The organism is Parabacteroides caeci (assembly GCF_023656795.1).
Lineage (GTDB): Bacteria > Bacteroidota > Bacteroidia > Bacteroidales > Tannerellaceae > Parabacteroides > Parabacteroides segnis.
This window is the reverse complement of record NZ_JAMOKT010000009.1, coordinates 131,052-151,276: the sequence shown is the minus strand read 5'-3', so window position 1 is coordinate 151,276 and position 20,225 is coordinate 131,052. Positions and strand designations below refer to the sequence as shown.

Genomic DNA, 20,225 nt, shown 5'->3' with positions numbered 1-20,225 from the left:
TGGAATTATTACTCTAATATATTGATTTTCAAGGAGAATATAAAATAAAACAATGAGATAATTAACTGAATTATAAATTTTTAAAACCTGAATCAGAAGCTGTTTTCAACTCCTGATTCGCATTATTAATTAATTGTTCAAATCTATGTTTAAGTATTTATCCTTGTCGTTATGCTTAGCTTTCTGCCTCACGGCTTGCAACAGCAATAATAAGCAGACGACGCAACAAGAAGAAAAGAGTTGCTGCGCGGCCTCCGCTTCCAAAGCTATCGCCGACGCTTATACTCCTGAAAAACTGATGAAGGAAGGCAATTCGCTTGTCGATAAAGAGGTAGCCGTAAAAGGCTTCGTAACACACGTTTGCAAACATGCCGGAAAGAAATGTTTCCTCTCGGGCGAAGATGGTTCGGATATGTCTGTACAGGTAATGGCCGGCGGCGATATTGCCTCATTCGACAAAGAACTGATTGGTTCGGAGATAGAAGTAAAAGGCATTTTGCAAGAACACCGCATCACTAAAGAGGTCATAGGCAAACAGGAAGCCTCTGTAAAAGAGGAGATGGAAAAAGAAGGCTGCGAGATGGAACGCTGCGATGCCGTCATGAAGAATGTAAACCAGATGAAAGAGTGGATGGCCGACAAGGGTAAAGATTACTACCCCGTTTATTATGTAAACGCAACTCATTATGAAGTGGTTAAATAAAGGAAAAATCCTTTATTGGCTACGAAGCGTTCACCGTGATTTAGGTTTCTTACTGGTTGGTGTTTGCTTTATCTACGGGATATCAGGGTTTCTGCTAAACCATATGAATGGGAAAGACCCTGCGTTTAAAACCCGGAAAGAAGTAATAGACATTGAGGGAAATCTCACTAAGGAAGAATTGGAAAAACAATGGCTGGAAATACTCCGGCTACCACCTGTCAAAAAAATAATTTCGACCGACAACACGCACATAAAAGTAATGTGCGAAAGGGGAATGGGTATCTATACTGTTCCAAAAGGAAAACTGGAATATGAGATACATCAGAAACGCCCTTTCGTCTACTGGGTTAATAAACTACATTACAACCGTGTAAACGGCTGGAATGTGATGGCCGACCTGTTCGCCGTTTCACTTTTATTCTTTGCCATCTCCGGCATAGCCATCGTCAAAGGCAAATACGGTGTGGGCGGACGCGGTAAATGGCTGCTGTTGGCAGGTCTGATAATTCCTATACTCTACGTGATATTCTCCTGACAGATTGTTACCCGGTTTATAATAAAAATAAATTCAGACAAGGCTTATCCAGCCCTGGCCAGGTTCTTATTATGTTTTCTTGTTAATAATTTTAATTAAAAAAAATCGCAATGAATAAGTTTTTACCTTTCGCGCTGGCCCTCGGATTAATTGGCTCCAGCTTTTTCTGCTCGTGCAGCGACGACGATAAAAAAGACGTTACCGAACAAAAGGTTTTGGTGAAGTTTTCAGCAAAACCGGTCATCGAAGACACCTTCGATGCTGATATAATAGAGGGGCTTACCGCCGTCTTCACAAATATGCGTAACCAGGATACGGCCCACTGTGTACTGGATGCAACAGGGATGGGACTGGTCAATCTCTATATGGGTACTTATAATATCTCTATTGAAGAAAAGATACAAAATACCGCAGGTGCCGACTCTATCTATATTTCAGTAAAAATGGAAAATATATCCGTTAACCAGACAGGGCAGGAAATCGAAGGGAACCTGAATGCCCTGCCGGCAAATGCAAACGGACAGAACTTCATTTTCAGTGAGATATTCTTTAACGGAGAAACGAACTCCGGACGAATGATGCACCCGGACCAATATTTCGTAGTCTTCAACCCGACTGCCGAAGACCTGTATATCGACGGATTATCCGTAGCGGTAACCCATCACCTTTCCTGGCAGGACAAGCAATTATGGTACGATAAATATATGCCGAACAAAGTTCCTATCGGCGGTTTCGTCACCATTCCGGGGAATGGAAAAGAACATCTGGTAAAAGCGGGCGAAAAAGTAGTCGTTGCATTCACAGCCATCGACCATTCATCGGTGGAAGGTTATGATAATGCGGCAGATATGTCCGGTGCCGATTTTGAAATCTATTTTGGTCCAGATGCCAGCGACGTTGACAATCCGGCCGTTCCGAATGTGCTGATTACCGAGAACGGAGATTCATACGGTTTCATGTTTCAGCCCAGAGGCTACGTAGCTCCTTTAATGTTCAAACTCGATAATGGAGAGCAGGCTACCGTCGAAAAGTTCTATCAGGAAAACATAAGCACTTCCAAACATGCTGTACCGGCAACCGAAACAACACCAGTTGATACAATTACCATTCAAATTCTTTCTGTTCCGACAGAAATGATTATTGACGGTGTACAGACCAGTGACGTTCCGAAAGATATTAAAACAAGAACTATTCCGGAAACTGTCGACCGTGGCAAGATTCTCGTATCAGGATGCCATCGTCAGGAATTGGCGATACGCAAAGAAATCGTTGTCGGGAACCAGGTATTCTATCAGGATACAAATAATTCTTCAGATGACTTTGTAATCCGCAAAGGACAGACTGCCTTCCCCGAAGGATGGCGTAATAAATAAAAGCCTTTTTTAATCAGAGAAAATGTCCCCAAACCAATCGGTCCGGGGCATTCCTCTTTAAACATACAGTAGTCAGAATGCCTCGTTACAAATTTAATTTATTCATTTCCTTACTCTTTGTCTTTCTTCTCTCCCAAAGGATTACTGCGGAAGAAAACGACAAAGGGACCTATACTTTACGCGGTACCGTACTCTCGGCCACAGATGGTCTGCCAGCCAGTTTTGCGCTTGTCAAAATAGAGGAACACAGCATCCGGACCGTTTGTGATATAGATGGTCATTTCATCTTGAACAAAGTCCCGCCCGGCGAACACAAATTAGAAGTCAACAGTCTGGGGTTCAGCCCAGAAAGCAGAATAATCAGAGTCAACAAAGACTTAGAACTGGTTATCAAACTGGCCGTATCCAGTATCGCCCTTCCTGAGTTCGAAGTAATGGCTAAAAAGACACAACGGGACAAACTGGTCGTTAATGAATCGGCTATTGAATACATACAGCCAACCTCCCTGGCTGATGTCCTTTTACTCCTTCCCGGAAATGTATATCAGGAAAACGACATGAGTAGCTTCGGACAAATATCCTCAAGACAGGCAGGAAGCGATGCCAACACCTCGCTGGGAGTAGCTGTTATGACAGACGGTGCACCCATTGTAAACGATGCCATGCGTACACAAATGATAGGAATAACGGACAACTCCAGTTCTTTCAGTGGTGATACCGAAATAAAGAGCCGTACCGGAATGAACCAGGGAGTCGATATGCGTTATATATCGACCGACCATATCCAGCGTGTGGAATTTACCCGTGGCATCTCTTCAGCCCAACACGGAAACCTGTCCAGCGGACTGATACAGGTACACTCCAAATATGGGGTTACCCCACTCCGTGTCCGGGTAAAAGCCGACCTTAAAAATAAATTAGTCTATGCCGGAAAAGGTTTCAAGTTATCTGAAAAAGCAGGTACACTCCACTTAGGAGCCGATTATCTTCATTCGATTGATGATATACGCGAAGAAATGGATAAATTTTCCCGATTTACGGCACAAGCCTATTATAATAACCAGTTCAAATTCGGAGACTACCGCCTCGACCTCGATGCCAAATTAAACCAGACCATTTCTATGAACAAAATGAAAAAAGACGAACTAACTTATGAATATAATGAAACTTATAAAGCGGATTATTCCAAGACAAGCCTGTTGCTCAAAGGAAACCTCACCCTGAACCGTTCGTGGCTCGAAAAACTGGAGTTACTGTTGTCTTCCGATGTAGTCTTCGACAAGATTACACGCCACAAAATGGTTTTATCTTCTTCCGGTCCCCTTAACGTTCCGCTGGCGAAAGAAGAGGGAGAACATGAAGGAATGTTCCTACCCGGAAAATATTACAGCGATTTCTATATCGACAACATACCGGTAAACCTGTTCACCCAACTAAACGCAACCTCTCGTTTCCAGCTGAGTACACCGGTCAGCACCAACCTGTTTTACGGGTTAGAATACCGCCGATCGAAGAACCGGGGCGATGGGGCCGTGATAGAAGATGAAACACGCCCGCCCTATCCTTATGACAATTCCTATATGCGTCCACGCCCCAACCATCAGATTCCGGCATTATCTATCGGAGCTGCTTATCTGCAAGCCGAACTGCTCCATAGTACAGGCAACAACCTGTTCAAACTGTCACTGGGCGGACGGCTCACCGAAATGTTCAACCTGGCCGACGATTATGCCCTCTCCGGTAAAGTGCTGGCCGAGCCGCGTGTAAACATATCGTACACCTTCGGACATTCTTTCAAAAATACCTTTCGCGCCGGATATGGTGAAGAAAATAAACTTCCCACACTCGATTATCTGTATCCTGAAAAAATATATAAAGACTTTTATATGTTAAACGCTTACAGCAATAAAGAAGAATATCGCAGGTTGATTACATACACTAACATCTATGATGTTGTCAATAAGGACATTCGGGAAAATAGAAACCGAAAGATAGAACTGGGTTGGGACATGGAATATCAGGGATTCGATATCTCCGTTACGGCATTCTACGAAAAGACCAGTTCAGGTTTCGAATACTTTAAGGTTTATAATCCGTTGACTTACGACTTGTACCGAACCCTAAAACCAGGTGTCAGCTTCAACGACCATATTCCCCAAAAAGATGATTATGAAAAGGAGAAATACAGTATCTTCACCAATTCCTCCCGGGTGATGAACAGTAAGAAAACAATCAAGAAAGGAGTGGAGTACCGGGTTATTTTTCCAAGAATAGAACCGATATATACAAGTGTTGAACTGAACGGAGCATTTTACAAAACAAATTATGGCTCCGTTCTGCCTGAGTATTATTATCCGGACAAGATGATTGCCAGCCAGGTTTATCCGTATGTCGGTATCTATCAGACCGACCCTCAGAATGAATACCGGCGTTTCAATACGAATATATGGCTGAATACACACATTTCCAAGTTCAAACTGATATTTACCAACTTCGTGCAACTCGTTTGGTTTTCGTCCACCCAGTATAAAGACCTATACCAGAAATACCCTTACGCTTATATCGACCTAGATGGAAATGCACATACTGTCACACCGGAAGTTATCCTAAAAATCGACTCGGAAGATATGATATTCCGTCACCTGAAAAAAACAATCTTACCGATTGATTATGTCCGCAACACCAAACCGGTCTCACTACTTTGGAATATCAAAGCGACCAAAGAGTTTAACAAATTCGCTAAACTTTCCTTTTTTGTCAATGGTATTATCGATATCAATCCCAAATACACCACCGGAGGAAAGAAGACTGACAGGGAATGGACCGACCCTTATTTTGGTGTTGAATTATTCCTGAATTTTAGTTTATGACAACAATACAATATATACAAATGAGATTTTTATTCCTGCTTGCGGGCTGCTTATTGACGATATTCCAGACAGAGGCACAGACAGCGACGCTATTCAACCGGTTACAAACACCGCTATCTCCATCTGAAAGCCGTTATAATACGTTTGTATCCGACATGGAAGTAAAATGGCAGCAACAGTTATACAAAAACCCGGCTTTCTACGAACTGAAACATACCTATGACGACCTGGCCGACACCGGCAAATACCGTTCCATATTAGCAACCGGCTATGCCGCAGGCAATCTCGACGGAGATTTCTTACCATACGAAGGCAATGCCTTTGAAGATTTCCGGATAACGGGAAGCGGCGAGTACTCGATAGCCTCAGCCGGAACAATCTTCGGTACAGCCCAATACGCCCGGGAAGAACATCAGCATATCGGGTGGAACGCAACCCGTTATGCGGAATTGTATCAGCCTTATATATCGACTGATTCGGTTGGAGGCGATTTTCATTTCGAAGATTACCAGATAGAAGGCGGCTATTCTTTCCGTCTGAACGAGCTGTTTCTCGGTGTATATGCCGCTTTTCACGGCGAACAGGCACACCGCAAGTCTGACCCGAGAGTCCTGAACAATACAACATGGCTGAGCCTGGGGCTTGGAGCCGGCCGCCTCTTCAACAAACATCTCGTCATGTTACAGGCTGGTTTTGAACGTAACAAACAACATATCACGATGCGTTACTGGCGTCCCGGACAGCAGGACCGGTTCTTTATCGGTTACGGATTCGGACTTTACGATGTCAGACTAAGCGGCGTACTGTTCGGCTATTCCCGGATGTATTATATGAATGAGGGAAATGCCACAGTCACGTATCAGTCTCCTGTTGACAAACCGTTCATTTTATCGGCAGCGCTAGGCTACCGGTACGATTACGTAAAAACAGAAGAGTCCGACATCAGGGATTTATATGCTTCACGTACTCACCGGCTTCATCCTGTCATACGCTTGAAATGGCAGCCTGCATCGCCGGTCAGCTTAACCTTATTACTGGAAAACAACACCGACAAACGGCGGGGATACGAAAATATCTTCGAACAATACCTGGTGGACGAAGCAAACAACATCTACGACTTCCGTTTAATCGATACACAACAGAAGTACAGCAGTTCTAAGTCGGAAAGCCTGATACAACTGAAAGCGAGTTACCGGATAAATCCGTTCCATTCACTGGAGTTGACCGGTGGTGCGGCCTTATTCACCCGTGAAGAGAAATACAAAGAAGAAAATTACCATGTAAAGAACGGAACCGTATCTCCCCATATCGGTCTCGGATATAAAATGAAACTGAAAAAATCGGAAGCGGACATTTCCTGTCTTTTCATCAAACAACTCACAACAGACAATCAATACGATGTCGCCATGAAGAACACCAACATCGAACATCTCGACTTTCAACATACATTTGCCCCTTATGCCTATTATAACAGTACTTTTACGTCCGTACAACTGGCGGCAACTTATGTGTATCATTTGAAAAAATTCGGCATCGGAGCGAATCTCAAACTGATGAACAAAGCCGGCAACCGCGACAAGGAAGCCGTTTACACACAAGACATCGGCTTCGCCTCATCAGCCCCAATGATAACGCCCACTCCGGACAAACATGATGAAATATGGGGAAGCGGCTCTCTATTTTTTGTATTTTAGCCGCCCAATTCGAATTATATACTAAAGAACATGCTGGAAAAAGGATTACAACACACAAGCCGTACGATAGTAAGTGCAGCTAACTCAGCCCAGACAATGGGGTCGGGCGACCTGGACGTTTTTGCCACTCCCTCAATGGTTGCACTGATGGAGAATGCAGCGATGCTGGCCGTAGCCGCCGGACTGCCGGAAGGTTCGACGACGGTCGGGGCACAGATGAATACCTCCCATATCAAACCCTCCCCGATGGGAGAAGAAATAACGGCAACCGCCACACTTGAAGAAGCCGAAGGCCGGAAACTGACTTTCAAAGTAGTGGCGCACGACTCCAAAGGCGTAATCGGCGAAGGGACACATATCCGCTTTATCGTGGATAAGGAGAAGTTCCTCGCAAAGATTTACCCTACCGACAAATAGGTATTTTACGGGCGTAGAATGCCCATTTATAGTGATTTCACGTTCTCCGTTATCTTTCTACATTTGTTCCGTCTTAAAAATGAACAAACAATGAAAATAGAAAAGATTACAGGACGTGAAATCCTCGACTCAAGAGGTAACCCTACCGTAGAAGTAGATGTATTGTTGGAATCAGGCGTAATGGGAAGAGCTTCCGTTCCTTCCGGAGCTTCTACCGGCGAACACGAAGCACTTGAATTACGCGACGGCGACAAGAAACGTTACTGCGGCAAAGGTGTACAGAAAGCTGTTGAAAACGTTAATAAGATAATCGCTCCGGCCCTCGTCGGCATGTCTGCTTTGGACCAGGTCGGTATCGACCATGCCATGTTGGCACTGGACGGGACAAAGACCAAATCAAACCTCGGAGCAAACGCCATCCTCGGTGTTTCCCTGGCTGTTGCCAAAGCGGCTGCCAACTATCTGGATATTCCTTTATACAGATATATCGGCGGAACTAACACATACGTTATGCCGGTTCCGATGATGAACATCATCAATGGCGGTTCACACAGCGATGCTCCCATCGCTTTCCAGGAATTTATGATTCGTCCGGTTGGCGCCTCTTCTTTCAAGGAAGGTCTGCGGATGGGCGCCGAAGTGTTTCATGCTTTAAAGAAAGTATTACACGACCGTGGCCTGAGCACTGCTGTTGGTGACGAAGGTGGCTTCGCTCCCGCACTGGAAGGAACAGAAGATGCACTGAACTCTATCCTTGCCGCTATCAAGGCTGCCGGATACGAACCGGGCAAAGACATCATGATTGGCATGGACTGCGCTTCTTCCGAATTCTACAAAGACGGTATCTATGACTACACCAAGTTCGAAGGCGACAAAGGCGTAAAACGTACTTCCGACGAACAGGTAGACTACCTGGAAAAACTAATCAACGAATACCCTATCGACTCTATCGAAGACGGTATGAACGAAAACGACTGGGAAGGCTGGAAGAAACTGACCGACCGTATCGGGAACCGTTGCCAGCTGGTCGGCGACGACCTGTTCGTTACCAACGTCGATTTCCTGTCAAAAGGTATCCAGGAAGGTTGTGCCAACTCCATCCTTATCAAAGTAAACCAAATCGGTTCACTGACAGAAACATTGAATGCAATCGAAATGGCACACCGCCACGGCTATACAACCGTAACATCACACCGTTCAGGTGAAACGGAAGATGCTACGATTGCCGACATCGCCGTTGCGACCAACAGCGGACAAATCAAGACCGGTTCACTGAGCCGTTCCGACCGCATGGCTAAATACAACCAGCTCCTCCGCATCGAAGAAGAACTGGGCGAACGTGCCGTTTATGGATATAAAAGATTGAAATAATATCATAATCGCTAATTTGCACACTTAAGGCTAAAGTTTTTAAAGAGCTTCCCCGTGAGGAGAGGCTCTTTTTGCTTGACCTGCTGAAATTTTGTTAATAATCCTTCCGTCCGGAATACAATTAACTCACAATTATGTTATAATTTTACATCAGTTGTTTTTAGGCGAAAATCTATCAGATAAGAAAGAAGTTATTTAATTAAACAGAATCAAAAATGAATTTAGCAGAAGTCTTGCAGTTCCGCCGTTCTGTGCGGATATACGATAAAGAAAAACCGATAGACCCGGAAAAGGTCAAACAATGTCTGGAACTGGCAACGCTGGCTCCCAACAGTTCGAATATGCAATTATGGGAATTCTATCAAATTACAGAACCCGAATTATTAGCAAAGATTTCGAAGGCTTGTCTGGGTCAGACAGCAGCCTCCACAGCTCCGGAAATAGTTATTTTCGTTACCCGTCAGGACTTATATAAGAAACGGGCAAAATTCGTTCTCGAGTTCGAGAAAGGGAATATCCTGCGGAACAGTCCCGAGGAACGCCAGGAGAAACGTATCAAAGACAGAGAATTATATTATGGGAAAGTAATGCCGTTCCTTTATGCCAGGTTCTTCGGTTTGCTGGGATTTTTAAGGGTCATACTAGCTAAAAGCATCGGCCTCTTTCGCCCTATGGTACGTGAAGTTTCCGAAAGCGACATGCGCGTCGTCGTTCACAAATCCTGTGCACTGGCTGCCCAGACATTTATGATTGCCATGGCAAATGAAGGATACGACACTTGCCCTTTAGAGGGTTTCGACAGTACACAAATCAAAAAACTATTGAAATTACCGCACGGTGCCGGGATAAATATGATCATTCCATGTGGCATCCGAAAAGGTAACAGAGGCATCTGGGGAGAACGATGCAGAGTGCCGTTCAACGAAGTTTATCATAGGATTTAATCTATCTTTCAAACGGGGAGAGGCTCCTGTTTTCATACCTAGCAGTAGGTATTTAATACAGATTTAATACCAGACTTGCCATTTTATACCGTATAATACCTTATATTTGCAACAAGGTGATGGAAAAGTTCAGGAAATATCTGCGTATAGCGCTCCCCGCACTGTTTATTGCGTATCTGGGATGCCTGATTGCGTTTACCCACGTCCATATCGTGAACGGGGTAACGATAGTCCATTCGCACCCTTACCATAAAACGGACGACGGCCGACCGGACCATGAACATGGTTACGCGGAGTTCCAGTTGCTTCATCAGCTTTCTACGATTCAAATCAGCGGAGCAGCGTTTGTTTCGATTCTGCTTGCCGCTTTTCTTACTACATTATTTATACTCAGAAATAATCCGGTCTACCCGGATTACCTGCTCCCTGTACGGGGAAAGTTATCTCTTCGTGCCCCTCCTGTAATCTGATACATACGGACTTTTTTTGTTAGGATGCCTGTGTTCAAACAGGTACATCCCTTGTATTACCTATTTATCAGAACAAATTAAAATGAATAAGATTATAACACTTATGCTATGCCTTTGCTGTGCCGTTACGGTTGCACAGGCAACAGGAGACGACGAGAAAATGAACGCTTCGGATGCCAATGTATTCGGACATGTACTGGACAAAGAAACAGGCGAACACCTGCCTTTCATCACCGTTATGCTGAAAGGGACCACCATAGGGACCAGCACGGACAATTCCGGTCATTATTTCCTGAAAAACCTGCCCGAGGGCAAGTTTACACTCGAATTCAAATATCTCGGATACAAAACCGTGACCCGCGAAGTAACCTTGGTAAAAGGGAAAACACAGGAAATAAACGTCGAGTTGGAAGAAGACCGGATTGCCCTGGACGGCGTAGTCGTCTCGGCAAACCGGAGCGAGACTTCGCGGCGCCTGGCTCCCACCCTGGTCAATGTCATCGACTCGAAGCTATTTAAAACGACCAATGCGGTAAATCTGGCGCAGGGACTGAATTTTCAGCCAGGTGTACGTGTTGAGACAAACTGCCAGAATTGCGGTTTCCAACAGGTACGTATCAATGGGCTGGACGGGCCTTACACACAAATCTTAATCGACTCGCGCCCAATCTTCAGCGCCCTTTCGGGGGTATACGGACTGGAACAGATTCCAGCGAATATGATTGACCGTGTCGAAGTGATGCGCGGCGGCGGCTCAGCCTTATTCGGCTCTTCCGCCATTGCGGGGACCATCAATATCATTACCAAAGAGCCATTGCGCAATTCCGGGGAACTGACGCATACGATTTCTTCTATCGGAGGAAGTTCGGCCTTCGATAACAACACGACACTGAACGCTTCGCTGGTGACGGACAACAGTAAAGCCGGCATGTACATCTTCGGTCAGAACCGCCATCGCTCCGGCTACGACCATGACGGTGACGGTTATACCGAACTGCCGAAACTTAAAAACCAGACGGTCGGTTTCCGTTCCTACCTGAAAACAAGCACTTACAGCAAGCTGACATTCGAATATCATCACATGAACGAATACCGCCGTGGCGGTAACCTGCTGGACCGTCCGCCCCATGAAGCGGATATTGCTGAACAACTGGAGCATTCCATCGACGGCGGAGGCCTGAAGTTCGACCTTTTCTCTTCCGATTACAAACATAGGCTCAGCGTCTTCACTTCGGCCCAGAACACCGACCGCGACAGTTATTACGGTACAACACAAGACCCGAATGCCTACGGCAAGACTACCGACCTTACTTTTATGGCGGGAACACAGTATGCCTACAGCTTCGACAAGTTCCTGTTTATGCCGTCGGACCTGACAGCCGGACTGGAATACAATTACGACCATCTGAAAGATGAAATGATAGGCTACAACCGCTATACGAACCAGAAAGTCCACATCGAAAGCCTTTTCCTGCAAAACGAATGGAAAAACAAAATGTGGAGTTTCCTGATCGGAGCACGTATGGATAAACATAATATGATAGATAATGTGATATTCAGTCCGCGTGCCAATGTACGTTTCAATCCGACGGAGGATATCAATATCCGTGCCAGTTACTCCAGCGGCTTCCGTGCCCCGCAGGCTTTCGACGAGGATATGCACATCTCTGCCGTAGGTGGTGAAATAGCGATGATACAACGTGCAAAAGACCTAAAAGAAGAGAAATCGCAAAGTCTCAGCACATCGGTCGACTTCTATCACCGTTTCAAGAACGGAATCCAGACAAATTTCCTGATTGAAGGATTCTACACCAGCCTGAGCGATGTCTTTGTGTTGGAGGACATCGGTAAAGACGAGCAGGGTAATATCATCAAAGAACGCCGTAACGGTTCGGGAGCTAAAGTGATGGGACTGACGCTCGAAGGAAAAAGCGTTCTCTCCTCCTGGCTGTCCTTACAGGCAGGCGTCACCTTGCAGCGCAGCCGTTACAACGAGCCGGAGAAATGGAGCGATAACGAGAATGTCCCGACAGAACGGAAAATGTTCCGCACTCCCAATACCTACGGTTACTTCACCTCGACACTGACTCCGCTGAAACATTTCACAGCAGCTTTGTCGGGTACTTATACCGGAAGCATGCTGGTACAGCACCTGGCCGGCTATATCCCGATGGACAAGGCGGTCAAAACACCGGACTTCTTCGACATGAACATCAAGCTGACATACGACTTCCACATCTACAAAGACATCAACCTGGAAGTAAACGCCGGTGTACAGAATATCTTCGAAGCCTACCAGTCCGACTTCGACCAGGGACGCAAACGCGACTCCGCCTATATCTACGGACCGGCCGCACCGAGAAGTTATTTTGCGGGGATTAAGATTTCTTATTAGAAAGAATTGATATATATAAGAAAACCCCCGCTATCCCAAGCGGGGTAACGGGGGTAAATAAACAATTTTAGGGAAAACTATCCTACCATACCAGCCAAGTCGGATGACAATGCCTGTTTCTTCTTTGTGCAGAAACGTTCGCACTGCATGCAGATATCATATCCTAATAAGGCACCGAGAATAAAATCTTCCTCAGGAGTAAGCAAGTTCAAAGGACGGGTAACCAGCAAACGGATTGCTTCAATACATTCAGGTCGGCCGAAATAAATATTCACACTCCGCTCACCGGCATCCTGCTTCACGTAGCAAATCTGCTGGCTTTCCAGACGATCGGTGGCAATCTTTTCATAAGATTTATTGATCGTGCATAAAACCATGCTTCGTATCCCCTTTTTATATTCGTAGATATGATTCAGAAAAACTTTTACCTCTCCGGGAATCTTATTCTCTTTGGCCGTTACCATCGCACTGACTGATATTACCTTAAAAACTAATACATGAAAATCAATTATTCCAATCCTTCTTTCTTCAAAGAATCAATCCATGAGTCAAGACGGGATTCCGTCTGGTCGTCTTCATTCAGTTCGTCTAACGGAAGTCCGACAAACTGACCGTCGATAACGGCTGTCGAATCATCGTAAGAGTAACCGTCTGTTGCCACATTTCCGATAAATGTGCACCCGGTACCCTGAAGGTCCGTATAAATTGTTCCGATAGCGTCACAGAACGTGTCGCTGAAAGAGGAAGAGTCGCCGCAACCGAAAATAGCCACGAGCTTACCGGATAAATCCAGTTTCTTTATCTTGGCAAGGAAATCGTACCAGTCATCCTGCAAATCACCGGCGCCCCAGGTAGAACTACCCAGTATCAAAACCTCATAACCAGCCAGGTCGGAAGGAGAAGCCTTCGCCACATCGTACAGGTTAGAAGCATCCACGCCTAACTTGGCTGCTATACGTTTTGCAATATCCTCTGTTGTCCCGGTTGAAGAACCGTAAAAAATACCTATTGTCTTCATCTTATTCTATTTTTAATTGACGAAGACAAAGGTCAGATATCTCCCTTACAAAGGCAATACCTATAAATGTGTATTTTAGAGGGTTAAAATACCTACCGATTAACCAGCCACACGACCGACCGACTTTATGTTCTTTATCTTTGAAAGCGTCACACACATCTTCTGTATGTCTTCCACATCATGCACTTTCATCTTAATCTTTCCTTCAAACACACCGTCTTTCGCTTCAATAAGCAGACGCATGATATTCACATTGAAGTCATCGGAAATAGTTTTAGTGATTGTGTTCAAAACGCCAATCGAGTCGATACCTTTCACTTCGAGAGTCGCTTCAAAGGAAGCATTCTTATGGCTACTCCACTCGGTATTCAGGATACGTTCGCCGAAACTGCTCTTCAGGCGCATGGCAATCGGACAGGAACGTTTATGGACAACCACATTACCGTCATCGTTGATGAAGCCCAGCGCATCGTCACCCGGAATAGGTTTACAGCATTCAGCAATGACATAATTACGTTCGAAGGCTTCTTCACGAAGGATGTAAGGTTTCGATTTATCGTATTTTGCTTTCGGTTTTTCTTCTTTCTGTACCTCTTCTTTCTCCTTATTATTCTTGACACCGACTCCTAACGCCTGTTTTACATACTTAAATAACACGTTATCGGTCTTTTCCTTCAACAGCTTCTTTATATTTTCCGGCAGAACGACATCGCCCTTTTCCACGGCATAAAAGAATTCCTCCCGCTTGGAGAAACCGAAATACATGCACAACTTATCCAGATTGGACGTACTTGCCTCCATTTCGGAACGCTTAAAGGCTGCAATCACCTTCTCCTCACCCACTTTGGCTGCATCTTTACGGGCACGCTTCAATACGGCATCGATCTTTGAACGGGCTTTTGCCGTAGTAACAAAATTAAGCCATTCCGCTTGCGGCTTCTGTGAACGGGAAGTCAGTATCTCCACCTGGTCCCCACTGGCCAGCGGGTGACTGAGAGGAACCAGGCGATGGTTTACTTTCGCACCGATACACTTATTACCGATATTGGTATGCAGTGCATAGGCAAAGTCAAGCGCGGTTGCCCCCTGGGGAAGCGTCTTTATATCCCCTTTCGGAGTAAACACGAATATTTCAGAGGTAAACAGGTTCAGCTTGATCGTATCCAGAAAGTCGAGGGCATTCGGGTCCGGACTTTCCAGGATTTCAGTAATTGTCTGAAGCCATTTATCGAGTTCGGTATCTTCTTCTACGCTGTGTTCTTTATATTTCCAGTGTGCGGCAAATCCTTTCTCGGCAATATCGTCCATACGCCGGCTACGAATCTGTATTTCCACCCACTGCCCATCGGGACCCATGACTGTCAGGTGCAACGCCTGGTATCCGTTAGCCTTCGGACGGCTTACCCAGTCACGGATTCGGTCCGGACGAATACGGTAAACATCTGTTATAGCGGAATAGATATCCCAGCACATATTCTTTTCATCCACCCCCGGCAGCGGGTCAAAAATGATACGGACGGCATACAGGTCGTAGATATCTTCAAAGGTAATCCCTTTACTCTCCATCTTGTTCCAGATAGAGTAAGCTGATTTCACACGGGCTTTCATCTCATAATGCAAGCCCATATCTTTCAGTTTCTTATCGACCGGAATTGCGAAATGTTCGAAAAGCTTATTACGGCTTTCCTCCGAGGCTTGCAGTTTCTGTTCGATAAAATCATATTCCTGAGGATGCTCATATTTAAAACTCAGATCCTCCAGTTCCGTTTTGATGGTGAAGAGGCCCAGGCGATGAGCCAAAGGTGCATAAAGGTACAGTGTCTCTCCGGCAATCTTGAATTGTTTGGCCGGAAGCATCGAACCCAAGGTTCGCATATTGTGCAGACGGTCGGCGATTTTGATCAGGATTACACGGATATCGTCACTCATGGTAAGCAACAACTTACGGAAGTTTTCCGCCTGTGCCGAAGCCTGTTCTCCGAAAATACCACCGGATATCTTGGTCAGCCCATCTACAATCTGGGCAATCTTCGGACCGAACATATCACTGATATCCTGTACGGTATATTCCGTATCCTCCACCACATCATGGAGCAGGGCCGAACAAATAGAAGTCGACCCCAATCCCATTTCACGGCAAACAATCCGTGCAACGGCAATGGGGTGCATGATATAGGGTTCACCGGACCGCCGTTTCACGCCGGCATGCGCCTGATTGGCAAAGTTGAACGCCTTAGTAATGCGCTCCACCTTCCTCCGGTGATTTGAATTCAGATAGTCCTCCAGCAGCTCATTAAATCCATCTTGGATCATCTTCTCGTCTGCCGTCATAGCTGGTAACATGTCACCAGCTTCCTTTGTGTCTTTTGTGTCTATCGCATCACTCATGGTTACAACCTCTTCTTTTTATACAACGTCTGTAACCACAAATATACAAATATTCATCAAAAATCAGCACGGAAGCCAAGAAAATAGCAAGTTTTATCCCACAGGAATTTTCAGAACCTGTCCGGGACGGATATTTGCATTCGGTAATCCGTTCGCTTTTTGTATCAAAGCTGCCGACACACCGGGATACTTTTTCGATATCGTGTAAAGGGAATCTCCCGATTTCACTTGATAAGAAACATAGCCATTACCCTGTTTCTCAACTACTTTCGAAGGAGAAGTCGTTTTAGGTATCGCCTTAGACTTTGCTGTTGAAGCAAAAGCCACCCCACCATTATCCACATACAAAGTCAAGCGCCGTCCGTTAGCCAGCTTGTTCGACTTCAGACCGTTCCATTGACGTACTTCTTTTGGAGTCACTCCATACCGGTCGGCTATCGCATAAATATTTTCGCCGGAAGCAACACGATGAGTAATCTTTTCGCGGTTGGAAGACTTTCCGCCGTCTTTGTCGGACGGATTATAAGCCAGACAATTCTCCAGCAAATCTTCTGCGCGGTGCGTATAAATCGTATCTTCTTTGTCGATGAAAGCATACGTCTGGTTTACCGGCAATTTCAACACAGACGGCTCCGTGTTTCCGGGGATAATATCACGCTTATATTGCGGATTCAAGGCACGGATCTGTTGAATATCCATTTGTAGTATATCCGCCACCTGCTCCAGATGCAGTGCTTTAGTGACAACGACCGTATCGGTAGCCAGCGGCATACTGGTCTGTATCGGACAGATATTATGATCGCAATAATAGTTCATAATATAATTTGCCGCAATGAATAACGGCACATACGAGCGGGTTTCTTTGGGCAGATAAGGGAATATCTCCCAAAAATCAGTCTTCCCTCCGGAACGACGGATGGCTTTATTTACATTTCCCGGTCCGCAATTATAAGAAGCCAGCACCAGATTCCAGTCACCATAAATAGCATACATATCTTTAAAATAACGACAGGCGGCATGCGTAGCCTTTACCGGATCACGACGTTCGTCAACAAGGCTGTTGATCTCCAGTCCGTAAATCTTTCCGGTCGGAAGCATGAACTGCCATAAGCCGCAGGCACCGACACGTGATAAAGCAACAGGATTCAGGGCACTTTCCACCACGGCCAGATATTTCAGCTCGATTGGCAAGTCATGTTCATCCAGCACCTGTTCGATGATCGGAAAATAAAAATCCGCCATACCCAGCATATAGCGTACCAGATTACGGCGGCGGTCGGCATATAAATCGATGCAATCGCGTACTACCTTATTATAAGGTAAAGAAATAACACGCGGAAGGCTTTCCAGACGTTCCCGGTAGACAGAGTCAGGGAACCATACATTTGCCGCATCGTCATGGCAATATTCATCTTTCTTGGAAAAGTATTGCACATGCCAGGAATGAAGCAGGCTGTCAACATCCGCATCCAGACTTTCGGGTATCAGACCGACATCAACCGACAGGGAGTCGGCGGAAAGGTCCGAATACTGAGGTTCTTCATTTTCAGTTATTGTTTCCTGTGCACGGGCAACAGTAACGAAACAGCAGAAACAGAGTAATGATAATAAGTATTTCATGTATTATTAGAATTTTATACTGCAATTCAGGCCATATATTCGTTCACTGACGCTGGTCTTAGGCATCACCATCGGTTCCACCCGCATACTCAGGTCAGGAGATATATCAAAGTCGAACAACTGGGCATCCACATAAGCATCGATCATACAGATAGCATAAACGCCGGCTGTGATAATAATACTCAAATCCCTGTAACGACGGAAATAGTCCTTACGGCGCTTGATGTTATCCTGATAAGATGCAGTCGTAATAAATTTTTCCGGATCATATCCGTTCTTCTTCGCAATATCCGTCCATGAACTGCTCCATTTAGACGGATCATCCGCATTGTTTTTCACATCATACATCAAATCAAAATAGGCCGTCGAATAATCCTTATAATTCTTGTTATTCCAGGTTATCGCATAGATACAGCCCATAAAACCACCATATACAATAGGTAATTTCCAGTAAGCCTTGTTATATATCTGTCCCAATCCCGGCAAAATAGCCGACAAAATAACCGCCTTTGTCGGATTGGGTTTGAACGGTTTCAGATCTATTTCCTTCCCCTTTACCCGGCTCGCAGAGTCAGCCGACTGAAGTACAGCCTGCACCATTGAGTCGGGTGGTGCAACAACAACCGTATCGGCGTCGAGTATAACCGCCTTGCCTTGTGCTTTTGTATATAAAGAGATACCCGTAAGCACCACCAGCAAGCACAGTATCCTGCTTATTTTTAATTTCATCCTCACGAATCTACCGTCAACTTATTTCAATTTATCCAACAGACCGATCAGTCTTTCCAGTTCTTCTTCCGAGGTAAAAGGAATCGTGATGCGTCCTTTTCCCTTCTCGTTGCACGCCAATTGTACCTTTGTATTAAAGAATCGGGACAAATGATCCTTCAGCAGGTTAAATTCTTCGGGAAGCATCGGTTTGCGTCCGGCTGTCTTCTCTTTCTTTTCTGCCGCTACAGCTTCAGCTCCGTTCCGCACGATCTCTTCCACATTACGTACGGAAAGCCCTTCCGCCAATATCTGTTCATACAGAGCCAGCTGCACTTCCGGATCTTCGACCGGCAGCAGGGCACGAGCATGTCCCATATCGATTTTCTTATCTTTCAACCCCATCTGTATCTCGGCAGGCAACTTCAGCAGGCGCAGATAGTTGGCAATAGTCGCCCGCTTCTTTCCTACCCGTTCGCTGAGTTTTTCCTGAGTCAGACCATAGCTATCTATCAGTTTCTGATAAGCCAATGCAATTTCTATCGAGTTAAGGTCTTCACGCTGTATATTTTCGATCAGCGCCATCTCAACTACATTCTCGTCGGCTGCCGTCTTGATATAAGCAGGGATCTGTTCCAGACCTGCCATCAGAGAAGCACGGTAACGACGTTCACCGGAGATGATCATATACTTCTCGGTTCCGATCTCTTTCAGGGTTATCGGCTGAATAACACCCAAGGAACGGATAGAAGTAGCCAGTTCCTCCAGTGTTTCTTCCTCAAATATAGAACGGGGTTGATCCGGATTGGGCTGAATCTTGCTCAGTTCTATCTCACTGATAGAAGACGAACCGCCTGTCTTCAGGTCGTCCATCGTGATCAAAGCATCCAATCCACGGCCAAGAGCCGATCTTTTCATTACTGCCATAATTCTACTTATTTGTTTTTGTCTATCAGCTCCTGTGCCAACTGCATATGATTGAGCGCTCCTTTCGATTCGGCATCGTAAAGCAATACCGGTTTACCGTAGCTGGAGGCCTCACTCAGCTTCACATTACGCTGAATAACGGTTGTAAAAACGAGATCGCGGAACGGACGTTTCACCTCTTCGTAAATCTGGTTGGCCAGGCGAAGGCGCGAATCGTACATCGTCAGCAGGAATCCCTCGATTTCCAAAGCCGGATTCAGCTTTGACTTAATAATTTTTATCGTATTCAACAGTTTACTGATACCTTCCAATGCAAAATATTCACATTGTACAGGGATCATGACCGAATCGGCTGCCGTAAGGGCATTTACTGTAATCAGTCCCAGAGAAGGAGAACAGTCAATCAGGATAAAATCGTACATATCCTTCAGGGGAACGAGAATCTGTTTCAGGATTTGTTCCCGGTTCTCCATGTTCAGCATTTCAATCTCCGCACCCACCAGGTCGATATGCGACGGGATAATATCCAGTCCTTCCACCTCGGTCGGGATAATGGCACCTTTCGCATCCTCACCATTCACCAGGCATTCATAGATGGACAACTCGACACTGCGAATATCCACACCCAGACCGGAGGAGGCATTTGCCTGCGGGTCCGCATCAACAACAAGCACCTTCTTTTCGAGTGCAGCGAGGGATGCAGCCAGATTAATCGTGGTCGTTGTCTTACCAACTCCACCTTTCTGATTTGCTAAAGCGATAATCTTTCCCATACTTCGTCTATTAATTCGG

Annotated in this window: 17 protein-coding genes; 10 read left to right on the top strand and 7 right to left on the bottom strand. The window is 45.5% G+C overall.

Annotation, left to right across the window (positions count from 1 at the left end):
• Positions 1–145 precede the first annotated feature (145 nt).
• The 10 genes from NBH15_RS06935 to NBH15_RS06890 all read left to right on the top strand — a co-directional run bounded on the left by NBH15_RS06935 (position 146) and on the right by NBH15_RS06890 (position 12,772).
• Entirely contained in the window at positions 146–703 is a 558-nt protein-coding gene (locus tag NBH15_RS06935) for an OB-fold nucleic acid binding domain-containing protein (protein WP_250822279.1), read from the top strand.
• Positions 687–1,238 carry a PepSY-associated TM helix domain-containing protein gene (locus NBH15_RS06930; protein WP_250822278.1) on the top strand — a complete coding sequence of 184 codons (552 nt, stop codon included), beginning with the start codon at positions 687–689 and terminating at the stop codon, positions 1,236–1,238. Before NBH15_RS06935 ends, NBH15_RS06930 begins: the two co-directional genes overlap by 17 nt.
• 110 nt (positions 1,239–1,348) lie before the next feature.
• Positions 1,349–2,611 carry a DUF4876 domain-containing protein gene (locus NBH15_RS06925; RefSeq protein ID WP_250822277.1) on the top strand — a complete coding sequence of 421 codons (1,263 nt, stop codon included), beginning with the start codon at positions 1,349–1,351 and terminating at the stop codon, positions 2,609–2,611.
• Between the two features lie 77 nt (positions 2,612–2,688).
• Positions 2,689–5,481, top strand: a complete 2,793-nt coding sequence (locus NBH15_RS06920) for a TonB-dependent receptor (protein ID WP_250822276.1) — start codon at positions 2,689–2,691, stop codon at positions 5,479–5,481.
• A 20-nt stretch (positions 5,482–5,501) separates the two neighbouring features.
• Positions 5,502–7,175, top strand: a complete 1,674-nt coding sequence (locus NBH15_RS06915) for a DUF6850 family outer membrane beta-barrel protein (RefSeq protein ID WP_250822275.1) — start codon at positions 5,502–5,504, stop codon at positions 7,173–7,175.
• Positions 7,176–7,205: 30 nt separating this feature from the next.
• A complete protein-coding gene (locus NBH15_RS06910) occupies positions 7,206–7,592 on the top strand; it encodes a thioesterase family protein (RefSeq protein WP_250822274.1) in 387 nt (128 codons plus the stop codon).
• 90 nt (positions 7,593–7,682) lie between these two features.
• Positions 7,683–8,963, top strand: a complete 1,281-nt coding sequence (eno, locus tag NBH15_RS06905; RefSeq protein WP_250822273.1) for a phosphopyruvate hydratase — start codon at positions 7,683–7,685, stop codon at positions 8,961–8,963.
• A gap of 215 nt (positions 8,964–9,178) precedes the next feature.
• Positions 9,179–9,907 carry a nitroreductase family protein gene (locus NBH15_RS06900; RefSeq protein ID WP_128132881.1) on the top strand — a complete coding sequence of 243 codons (729 nt, stop codon included), beginning with the start codon at positions 9,179–9,181 and terminating at the stop codon, positions 9,905–9,907.
• A gap of 119 nt (positions 9,908–10,026) precedes the next feature.
• Positions 10,027–10,377: a DUF8478 family putative metalloprotein gene (locus NBH15_RS06895; protein WP_128132880.1), complete on the top strand. Its 351-nt coding sequence runs from the start codon at positions 10,027–10,029 to the stop codon at positions 10,375–10,377.
• A gap of 82 nt (positions 10,378–10,459) precedes the next feature.
• A complete protein-coding gene (locus NBH15_RS06890) occupies positions 10,460–12,772 on the top strand; it encodes a TonB-dependent receptor (RefSeq protein WP_250822272.1) in 2,313 nt (770 codons plus the stop codon).
• A gap of 77 nt (positions 12,773–12,849) precedes the next feature.
• On the opposite strand, the gene NBH15_RS06885 is transcribed toward NBH15_RS06890, so the two are convergent.
• The 7 genes from NBH15_RS06885 to NBH15_RS06855 form a co-directional block, all read right to left on the bottom strand.
• A complete protein-coding gene (locus tag NBH15_RS06885) occupies positions 12,850–13,236 on the bottom strand; it encodes a DUF2023 family protein (protein WP_186960673.1) in 387 nt (128 codons plus the stop codon).
• A 44-nt stretch (positions 13,237–13,280) separates the two neighbouring features.
• Positions 13,281–13,790 (bottom strand): flavodoxin FldA, encoded by a 510-nt coding sequence (fldA, locus tag NBH15_RS06880; RefSeq protein WP_250822271.1) that lies wholly within the window; start codon positions 13,788–13,790, stop codon positions 13,281–13,283.
• Positions 13,791–13,889: 99 nt separating this feature from the next.
• The gene (locus NBH15_RS06875; RefSeq protein ID WP_250822270.1) at positions 13,890–16,178 is read right to left on the bottom strand and encodes a RelA/SpoT family protein; all 2,289 of its coding nucleotides are present in this window, start codon (positions 16,176–16,178) and stop codon (positions 13,890–13,892) included.
• A gap of 93 nt (positions 16,179–16,271) precedes the next feature.
• Positions 16,272–17,798, bottom strand: a complete 1,527-nt coding sequence (locus tag NBH15_RS06870; RefSeq protein ID WP_250822269.1) for a lytic transglycosylase domain-containing protein — start codon at positions 17,796–17,798, stop codon at positions 16,272–16,274.
• A gap of 6 nt (positions 17,799–17,804) precedes the next feature.
• Positions 17,805–18,527, bottom strand: coding sequence for a DUF5683 domain-containing protein (locus tag NBH15_RS06865; protein WP_250822268.1), 723 nt, complete (start codon positions 18,525–18,527; stop codon positions 17,805–17,807).
• Between the two features lie 21 nt (positions 18,528–18,548).
• Complete coding sequence (locus tag NBH15_RS06860) at positions 18,549–19,433, bottom strand: ParB/RepB/Spo0J family partition protein (protein ID WP_128132877.1); 885 nt, start codon at positions 19,431–19,433, stop codon at positions 18,549–18,551.
• Positions 19,434–19,441: 8 nt separating this feature from the next.
• Complete coding sequence (locus NBH15_RS06855) at positions 19,442–20,206, bottom strand: ParA family protein (protein ID WP_186960669.1); 765 nt, start codon at positions 20,204–20,206, stop codon at positions 19,442–19,444.
• Positions 20,207–20,225 lie beyond the last annotated feature (19 nt).

Coding starts and splice junctions, on each gene's coding strand:
- NBH15_RS06935 (WP_250822279.1), top strand. CDS start 146: ATGTTTAAGTATTTATCCTTGTCGTTATGCTTAGCTTTCTGCCTCACG.
- NBH15_RS06930 (WP_250822278.1), top strand. CDS start 687: ATGAAGTGGTTAAATAAAGGAAAAATCCTTTATTGGCTACGAAGCGTT.
- NBH15_RS06925 (WP_250822277.1), top strand. CDS start 1,349: ATGAATAAGTTTTTACCTTTCGCGCTGGCCCTCGGATTAATTGGCTCC.
- NBH15_RS06920 (WP_250822276.1), top strand. CDS start 2,689: ATGCCTCGTTACAAATTTAATTTATTCATTTCCTTACTCTTTGTCTTT.
- NBH15_RS06915 (WP_250822275.1), top strand. CDS start 5,502: ATGAGATTTTTATTCCTGCTTGCGGGCTGCTTATTGACGATATTCCAG.
- NBH15_RS06910 (WP_250822274.1), top strand. CDS start 7,206: ATGCTGGAAAAAGGATTACAACACACAAGCCGTACGATAGTAAGTGCA.
- eno (WP_250822273.1), top strand. CDS start 7,683: ATGAAAATAGAAAAGATTACAGGACGTGAAATCCTCGACTCAAGAGGT.
- NBH15_RS06900 (WP_128132881.1), top strand. CDS start 9,179: ATGAATTTAGCAGAAGTCTTGCAGTTCCGCCGTTCTGTGCGGATATAC.
- NBH15_RS06895 (WP_128132880.1), top strand. CDS start 10,027: ATGGAAAAGTTCAGGAAATATCTGCGTATAGCGCTCCCCGCACTGTTT.
- NBH15_RS06890 (WP_250822272.1), top strand. CDS start 10,460: ATGAATAAGATTATAACACTTATGCTATGCCTTTGCTGTGCCGTTACG.
- NBH15_RS06885 (WP_186960673.1), bottom strand. CDS start 13,236: ATGGTAACGGCCAAAGAGAATAAGATTCCCGGAGAGGTAAAAGTTTTT.
- fldA (WP_250822271.1), bottom strand. CDS start 13,790: ATGAAGACAATAGGTATTTTTTACGGTTCTTCAACCGGGACAACAGAG.
- NBH15_RS06875 (WP_250822270.1), bottom strand. CDS start 16,178: ATGAGTGATGCGATAGACACAAAAGACACAAAGGAAGCTGGTGACATG.
- NBH15_RS06870 (WP_250822269.1), bottom strand. CDS start 17,798: ATGAAATACTTATTATCATTACTCTGTTTCTGCTGTTTCGTTACTGTT.
- NBH15_RS06865 (WP_250822268.1), bottom strand. CDS start 18,527: ATGAAATTAAAAATAAGCAGGATACTGTGCTTGCTGGTGGTGCTTACG.
- NBH15_RS06860 (WP_128132877.1), bottom strand. CDS start 19,433: ATGGCAGTAATGAAAAGATCGGCTCTTGGCCGTGGATTGGATGCTTTG.
- NBH15_RS06855 (WP_186960669.1), bottom strand. CDS start 20,206: ATGGGAAAGATTATCGCTTTAGCAAATCAGAAAGGTGGAGTTGGTAAG.